Source organism: Sphingobium sp. (assembly GCF_035511395.1).
Lineage (GTDB): Bacteria > Pseudomonadota > Alphaproteobacteria > Sphingomonadales > Sphingomonadaceae > Sphingobium.
Window position 1 is genome coordinate 1 of sequence record NZ_DATKFP010000147.1, and the last position, 7,034, is coordinate 7,034.

Annotated in this window: 6 protein-coding genes and 1 pseudogene; 5 read left to right on the top strand and 2 right to left on the bottom strand. The window is 61.7% G+C overall.

Annotated elements, in window-relative coordinates; genetic code table 11:
* The coding region (locus tag VMR39_RS09720) for a M2 family metallopeptidase (RefSeq protein ID WP_325415767.1) at window positions 1-817 on the top strand (817 nt) is incomplete at its 5' end.
* 31 nt (window positions 818-848) lie between these two features.
* Entirely contained in the window at window positions 849-1,997 is a 1,149-nt protein-coding gene (locus VMR39_RS09725; RefSeq protein ID WP_325415768.1) for a GGDEF domain-containing protein, read from the top strand.
* Between the two features lie 15 nt (window positions 1,998-2,012).
* Here the strand turns inward: VMR39_RS09725 and VMR39_RS09730 are convergent, their stop codons facing one another.
* The gene (locus VMR39_RS09730) at window positions 2,013-3,467 is read right to left on the bottom strand and encodes an AMP nucleosidase (protein WP_325415769.1); all 1,455 of its coding nucleotides are present in this window, start codon (window positions 3,465-3,467) and stop codon (window positions 2,013-2,015) included.
* An 87-nt stretch (window positions 3,468-3,554) separates the two neighbouring features.
* Window positions 3,555-4,037 carry a peroxiredoxin gene (locus VMR39_RS09735; RefSeq protein ID WP_325415770.1) on the bottom strand — a complete coding sequence of 161 codons (483 nt, stop codon included), beginning with the start codon at window positions 4,035-4,037 and terminating at the stop codon, window positions 3,555-3,557.
* 145 nt (window positions 4,038-4,182) lie between these two features.
* Here VMR39_RS09735 and VMR39_RS09740 point away from each other — a divergent pair, with 145 nt between their 5' ends.
* The 3 genes and pseudogenes from VMR39_RS09740 to VMR39_RS09750 form a co-directional block, all read left to right on the top strand.
* Window positions 4,183-4,743: a YqgE/AlgH family protein gene (locus VMR39_RS09740; protein ID WP_325415772.1), complete on the top strand. Its 561-nt coding sequence runs from the start codon at window positions 4,183-4,185 to the stop codon at window positions 4,741-4,743.
* 171 nt (window positions 4,744-4,914) lie between these two features.
* Window positions 4,915-6,324, top strand: a complete 1,410-nt coding sequence (gene ahcY / locus VMR39_RS09745) for an adenosylhomocysteinase (RefSeq protein WP_325415771.1) — start codon at window positions 4,915-4,917, stop codon at window positions 6,322-6,324.
* Window positions 6,325-6,494: 170 nt separating this feature from the next.
* A pseudogene (locus VMR39_RS09750) lies at window positions 6,495-7,034 on the top strand (histidine kinase); the annotation flags it as partial.

Sequence of the window (7,034 nt, forward strand, 5' to 3'; positions counted from 1 at the left end):
AAAGCCGCGCGATCGCGAAGTGGTGTGCCACGCCTCCGCCTGGGATCTGGACAACAAGAACGACATACGCATCAAGATGTGTACCAAGGTGAATGGCGACGATTTCGTGACCATCCATCATGAGCTGGGCCATAATTATTACCAGCGCGCCTACCAGATCCAGAAACCGCTCTATCTGGACGGCGCCAATGACGGCTTCCATGAAGCGATCGGTGATTTCGTCGCCCTGTCGATCACGCCCGACTATCTGGTGAAGATCGGCCTGCTCGATCCCGCCAAGGTGCCGGGCACCGACAAGGATCTGGGTCTGCTGCTGCGCCAGGCGATGGACAAGGTCGCCTTCCTGCCCTTCGGCCTGCTGATCGACAAATGGCGCTGGGGCGTGTTCGACGGGTCGATCCCGGAAAACCAGTATGAGAAGAGCTGGACCGACCTGCGGCTGAAATATCAGGGCATCGTCCCGCCCGTGTCCCGTGACGAGACGAAGTTCGATGCCGGTGCCAAGTTCCATATTCCCGGCAACACGCCCTATACCCGTTACTTCCTGGCACGGGTTCTTCAGTTCCAATTCTATGAAGCGGCGTGCAAGCAGGCCGGTTGGAAGGGGCCGCTCCATCGCTGTTCTTTCTATGGAAACAAGGAAGTAGGCGCGAATCTTAACGCCATGCTGCAAATGGGGGCGTCAAAGCCTTGGCCTGACGCATTGCAGGCATTTACCGGCAATCGCGAAATGTCGGGTAAGGCGCTCGTCAATTATTTCGCGCCGCTCCAGAAGTGGTTGATTACGCAAAATAAAGGTAAGTCCTGCGGCTGGTAAGGCTGAGTAAATCTTGGTAAACGGCCGCCGCATGAGTGTGTCGGCCGTCATCCTTTCCCTGCTGTTCGGCACCAGCGTCGTCATGGCGATCGCCATGGCGGTTGCCTGGTTGCATTTCGGGCGCCAGAGGCATGTCCTGACCTGGACGGCATCCTACGGCATCGCCATCCTGCAATGGGCCGCCAATGCCGGCGGTTATTTTCTGCATAGTCGGCTCTTGTTCATTCTGGCTGGCGTGGGGCTGGTGACGAGCGCCACCTTGCTGGCGATCGGCGTTCGTCAAAGGTCTGGTCGAGCCGTTACCGTCCGGTTGTTCGCGATTCCCGCCATCGCAGTCATGGCGGCGACAGCCTTCGCGATTTCGCCGATCGGCAATCAGGCAATGCAGGGCATGATTACGCCGGCCTATGTCGGCATCCTCATGGCAATCAGCGCGATGTCGCTCTGGCCAAGGGACCGGCGCTTCACGTCACCGGAACTGGCATTCTTCGTTCTACTGGCGGCTTTCGCCGTTGGACAGATGTCGTTGGCAGCCTCGGCCGCGCTGATCCAGGGGCCGGAGCAAGGGAAAACCCTGTATCGGGCGATCCTGAGCCTGTTCATGCCATCCATCTATGTCGGGACAGGAGTCGCCGCCGTACTGGTCGTTGCTGGTGACTTGGCGCAGCAATTGCGTCGCCAGATGCGACACGATCCGCTGACCGAGGTACTCAACCGCCGCGGACTGGATGAAGCTGCCGATCGCGCGATTGCGCAAGCCCGCCGCCACAAGCGCCCTCTTGCCCTGGTGGTGTGCGATCTGGACGGGTTCAAGGCGTTGAACGACAATTATGGGCATATCGCCGGCGACCAGGCACTTCGAGGCTTTGCCCAACTCCTGACCCTCGCCGTGCGGCGCGGGGACATTGTCGGCCGCATGGGTGGCGACGAGTTCGGCTTGCTGCTGCATGATTCCGATGTCGATGTGGCAGCAGAGGTGATGGAGCGGGTCCGGGTCGAAACCGGCCACCTGCTGCTGCCCCGCGTACCCGATACCCGCCTGTGCGCCAGTTTCGGGGTTACCGAACTTGAACCGGGCGATAAGCAACTGGAAGACATGGTCGCCCGCGCTGATCACGCCCTTTATGTTGCCAAGAAGGATGGAAAGAACCGGGTCAGCATCGCCCGCTCGGCGGCCTGACCCGATTTCCCGATCTCAGCGGAAGGGCGGCTCGTTGAAGGCGCGTAGCTTGCGGCTGTGCAGTTTCGCTCCTTCCTGCCGCAGTTGTTCGCACGCCATCAGGCCCACGCGAAGATGCCCCGAAATCGCCTCCTCATAAAAGCGGTTGGCCTGGCCCGGCAACTTCAGTTCGCCATGGATCGGCTTGTCCGAAACGCATAGCAACGTGCCGTAGGGCACGCGGAAACGGTAGCCTTGCGCTGCAATAGTCGCCGATTCCATATCGATGCCGACCGCGCGCGACAGGCTGAAACGCAGCGCCGAACTGGAATAGCGAAGTTCCCAGTTCCGGTCATCGGTCGTCACCACCGTGCCGGTGCGCAGCCGCCGCTTGAAGTCTTCGGGGTCATTGCCGCCCAAAATGGCTTCGGCGGCCGTCGCCATCGCGACCTGCACTTCGGCGATCGCCGGCACCGGAATTTCCGGCGGCAGCATGTCATCCAACACCTTGTCGTCGCGTAGATAGGCATGTGCGAGTACATAGTCGCCGATGCGCTGGCTGGGCCGCAGACCACCGCAATGGCCGATCATCAGCCAGGCTTCGGGGCGGACGACCGCAAGATGATCGCAAATCGTCTTGGCGTTGGCCGGCCCGACACCGATATTGACCAGCGTGATGCCGCTACGATCGGGCGCGATCAGGTGATAGGCCGGCATCTGGTGCTTGCGCCAGGCGCTGTCGGCGATCATGCCTGCCGGATCGGCCGTCTCGGGCGTTACATAAACGCCACCTGCACCCGAAAGCGCGGTGAAGCGGCTGCCCTCGCGCTGCAATTCGGCGCAGGCCCAGGCCACGAATTCATCGACATAGCGGTGGTAGTTGGTGAACAGGATATAGCGCTGCACATGCTCGGCAGGCGTGCCGGTATAATGTTTCAGCCGTGCGAGCGAGAAATCGGTGCGCAGCCCGTCGAACAACGCAAGCGGCCGATCGCCATGCGCATCCGGAACGAAGAGGCCGTCGGCGATCTCGTCACCAATCTCCGCCAGTTCGGTCGCCGGGAAATAGCGGGCCAGTTCGGTCGGCGGGGTTCCGTCGAGCGCGCTGATATCCAGGCCGTCCAGCACATAGGGGAAGGGAATCTGCTGTTCGCTGAGGCCCGCCTCGACCTCGACGCCATAGTCACGGACGAGAAGATCGATCTGCTCGGCCAGATAATCGGCGAACATGGCCGGTCGCGTCACTGTCGTGACGTAGCGGCCCGGTTTAGACAGGCGGGCGAAGGAGCGTCCGGGCGGCGGCGCGTCGCTGTCGCTATGGTGGGTAATGCGCAGTTCGGGATAGCAGAAGCGCCGGTCGGCGCGCGCGTCCGCCGGCGGAATACTCCCGTCGCGGGCATAGGCCCGCATGGCCTCGCGCAGATTTTCGATGGATTGTTGATAGATGCGGTCGAGTTGCGCGACCGTTGCGCTGCCGATGCTTTGTGTCATCGCCTCCTGTTACCGCCTTTGCGTGACGGAAGGAAGACGCTGAAAATGATACGCGCCGGATTTCCGCATCCGGCGCGTATCATCGGATCAGAGCTGTTCCGGCATATGGTCGGCGGAAGACACCTTGAAGTCGCCAGGCGCCTCGACATTGAGTTCGGCGACGACGCCGTCCTTGACGACCATGGAGAAGCGCTGGCCGCGGGTGCCGAGGCCGAACTTGCTGCCGTCCATCGTCAGGCCCACGGCCTGCGCAAAGTCGCCATTGCCGTCGGCGAGCATCGTCACCTTGCCTTCGGCCCCGGCCGACTTGCCCCAGGCGCCCATGACGAACGCGTCGTTGACGGCGGTGCAGGCGATTTCGTCAACGCCCTTGGCCTTCAGATCTTCCGCCTTCTCGATGAAGCCAGGCAGATGTTTGGCCGAGCAGGTCGGGGTGAACGCGCCGGGGACGGAGAAGATGGCGACAGTCTTACCGGCGAAATAGTCTTCGGAGGGAACGGCTTCCGGGCCATTCTCGGTCATCTTGGTGAAGGTCGTGCTGGGAAGGCGATCGCCCTTGGAAATGGTCATGACTGTTCTCCTGGCCTTGTGACGCGCCGGGAGGTCGGCTTTACCGGCCCGACTGTCAAGATAGCGCCACCGGAATATGTCGCGCCGCCCCGCTGCTGCGGTCACTCGTCCTTGGCAAGTCCATATGGCGGTCTATATTCATTGCATGGATGAAGCGCGTTTCTACGGTGGACATTTCCTGCTCGCACTGCCCGGCATGCAGGATATGCGGTTCGATCATTCGGTCATAGCATTGTGCGTCCATGATACGCAGGGCGCGCTCGGCATCGCCGTGGGCGAGGAGATGGAGGGTGTGAGTTTCCGTGACCTGCTCGAAAGTTTCGACATCGATGGTAGCGAGGTGCCGGACGTGCCCGTGCTCCGCGGCGGTCCCGTGGAACCGCGACGCGGTTTCGTGCTGCATTCGCTGGACTGGGGCGGCCAGGACATGGTCGTGGTCGGTGATCAATGGGGCCTTTCCGGTTCGCTAGACATATTGAAGGCAATTGCAGAAGGGCGGGGGCCAAGCCGCTATCTCATCGCGCTCGGCTATGCGGGCTGGGGTGCCGGACAACTGGAAGAAGAACTGACCGGCGAGAGTTGGTTCCTGGCCGATGGCGATCCCGAACTGCTGTTCGACATGCCGGCGCGGCGCAAATGGTCTGCATCCTTCGCGGCCGCCGGCGTCGATTCGACGCATCTCGTTAGCGGAGCAGGCTCGGCCTGACATTCTGCCGTTCAGATCGCCCGAACTGCGCCTTTTGGGTTATCGAGATACACATAAAGAAAACTTTATATTGAGTTGCCATCGTGAATGACGATTGGTAAAGCCAGCCATCGCCGCCGCTTGGACTTTTCCGGCGGCTTGGCATATTCTCAAGCTAACGGAGACACGCTCGTGGCCACCGCACCCGCCACCCAGGCGCAGGATTATGTGATCGCCGACATCGCCCTTGCCGGCTTTGGTCGCAAGGAAATCGAGATCGCCGAAACCGAAATGCCGGGCCTGATGGCCCTGCGTCAGGAATTCGGCGCCGCCCAGCCACTCAAGGGCGCGCGCATCACCGGTTCGCTGCACATGACCATCCAGACTGCCGTGCTGATCGAGACGCTGGCTGATCTGGGCGCGGAAATCCGCTGGGCCTCGTGCAACATCTTCTCGACCCAGGACCACGCCGCTGCCGCCATCGCTGCGCGCGGTATCCCCGTCTTCGCCGTCAAGGGCGAGACGCTGGAGGAATATTGGGACTATGTCATCCGTATCTTCGACTGGGGTGACACGACCTGCAACATGATCCTGGACGATGGCGGCGACGCCACCATGTTCGCCCTGTGGGGCGCGCGCGTCGAGGCCGGTGAAGAACTGTTCACTGCGACCAACGAGGAAGAGGAAATCTTCGTTGCCACGCTGAAGCGCTTCCTGGCCGAACGTCCGGGCTACCTGACCCAGACCGTCGCCGCCATCAAGGGCGTGTCGGAAGAAACCACCACCGGCGTTCACCGCCTCTATGAACTCGCCAAGAAGGGCAAGCTGCCTTTCCCCGCGATCAACGTGAACGATAGCGTCACCAAGTCGAAGTTCGATAACCTCTATGGCTGCAAGGAATCGCTGGTTGACGCCATCCGTCGCGCCACCGACGTCATGCTGGCCGGCAAGGTCGCCTGCGTCGCCGGCTTCGGTGACGTCGGCAAGGGTTCGGCCGCTTCGCTCCGCAACGGCGGCGCCCGCGTGAGCGTGACCGAAGTCGATCCCATCTGTGCGCTTCAGGCTGCAATGGAAGGCTATGAAGTCGTCACGATGGAAGAAGCGGCCAAGCGGGCCGATATCTTCGTCACCGCCACCGGCAATGCCGATGTCATCACGCTCGACCACATGCGCGAGATGAAGAACATGGCGATCGTCTGCAACATCGGCCATTTCGACAGCGAGATTCAGATCGCCGCCCTGTCGAACCTGAAGTGGACCGAGATCAAGCCGCAGGTCGACGAAGTCGAATTCGCGGACGGCAAGAAGATCATCGTGCTGGCCAAGGGGCGTCTGGTCAATTTGGGCTGCGCCACTGGCCACCCCAGCTTCGTTATGTCTTCCTCCTTCACCAACCAGGTCCTGGCCCAGATCGAGCTGTGGACCAAGGCGGACGAATATCAGAACGAAGTCTATGTGCTGCCCAAGCATCTGGACGAGAAGGTCGCCGCTCTGCACCTCGAAAAGCTGGGTGTGAAGCTCAGCAAGCTGAGCCAGAAGCAGGCCGACTATATCGGCGTGCCCGTCGAAGGACCGTTCAAGCCGGATCACTACCGCTACTAAGGCGGTGCCGAAGGGGAGGGCGGAAACGCCTTCCCCTTTTTTCTTGGCGTTTCGCCGTTGTGAAATGCAAATCTTTCCATCGCCCGCTTCCCGCTGCGCCCGACTTGCGATAGGTCGGTGCCGATTATGAACAGGGACGGGCAGGCTCAGCGGGAAAAGGCGATGCGCGCATGACGACGCTGTCGCCCATCGCTGCCATCATATTTGGATTCGTGCTGGCCGTCTGGCTGGGCGCCGCGATCTGGGCGCTCGCTAGCGGGCAGCGCATGCGCCGCGAAGGCACCCAGGCGCAGGGCAAGCTGGATAGGGTGACGGTCCTCCTGGCTTCGGCACCCGCTGCGCCGATCATCATTCATCCTGATGGACGACTGGAGGCTGCGGATCGGCTTGCCAAATGGCTGGGCAAGTCGCGCGTGCCGACCTTCGTGTCGGAACTGACCGCGCCCGATGGCGGACTGGAGCCTGATGACGCCGCGCTTCTGGGGCTTGAGATCGCATCGGCCCAGCGCGCCGGCAAGAGTTTTGCCCTGCCTGTACGCAGTCTTGGCTCTTCGCGGTTGCTGCTCGTGCGCGGGGCGCCCGCGGGGCCAGACCTTGCTGGCAGCGGCGGTGTCGTCCTTTGGATTTTCGACGCGACGGACAGTCAGAGCGAAATCCAGGGCCTTAAGACCCAGGTTGAACAGTTGCGTGAAGCGCTGGAAGCCCTCGCC

Excerpts from the sequence above, each read along its gene's own strand:
- VMR39_RS09725 (WP_325415768.1), top strand. The coding sequence starts at position 849 with ATGAGTGTGTCGGCCGTCATCCTTTCCCTGCTGTTCGGCACCAGCGTC.
- VMR39_RS09730 (WP_325415769.1), bottom strand. The coding sequence starts at position 3,467 with ATGACACAAAGCATCGGCAGCGCAACGGTCGCGCAACTCGACCGCATC.
- VMR39_RS09735 (WP_325415770.1), bottom strand. The coding sequence starts at position 4,037 with ATGACCATTTCCAAGGGCGATCGCCTTCCCAGCACGACCTTCACCAAG.
- VMR39_RS09740 (WP_325415772.1), top strand. The coding sequence starts at position 4,183 with ATGGATGAAGCGCGTTTCTACGGTGGACATTTCCTGCTCGCACTGCCC.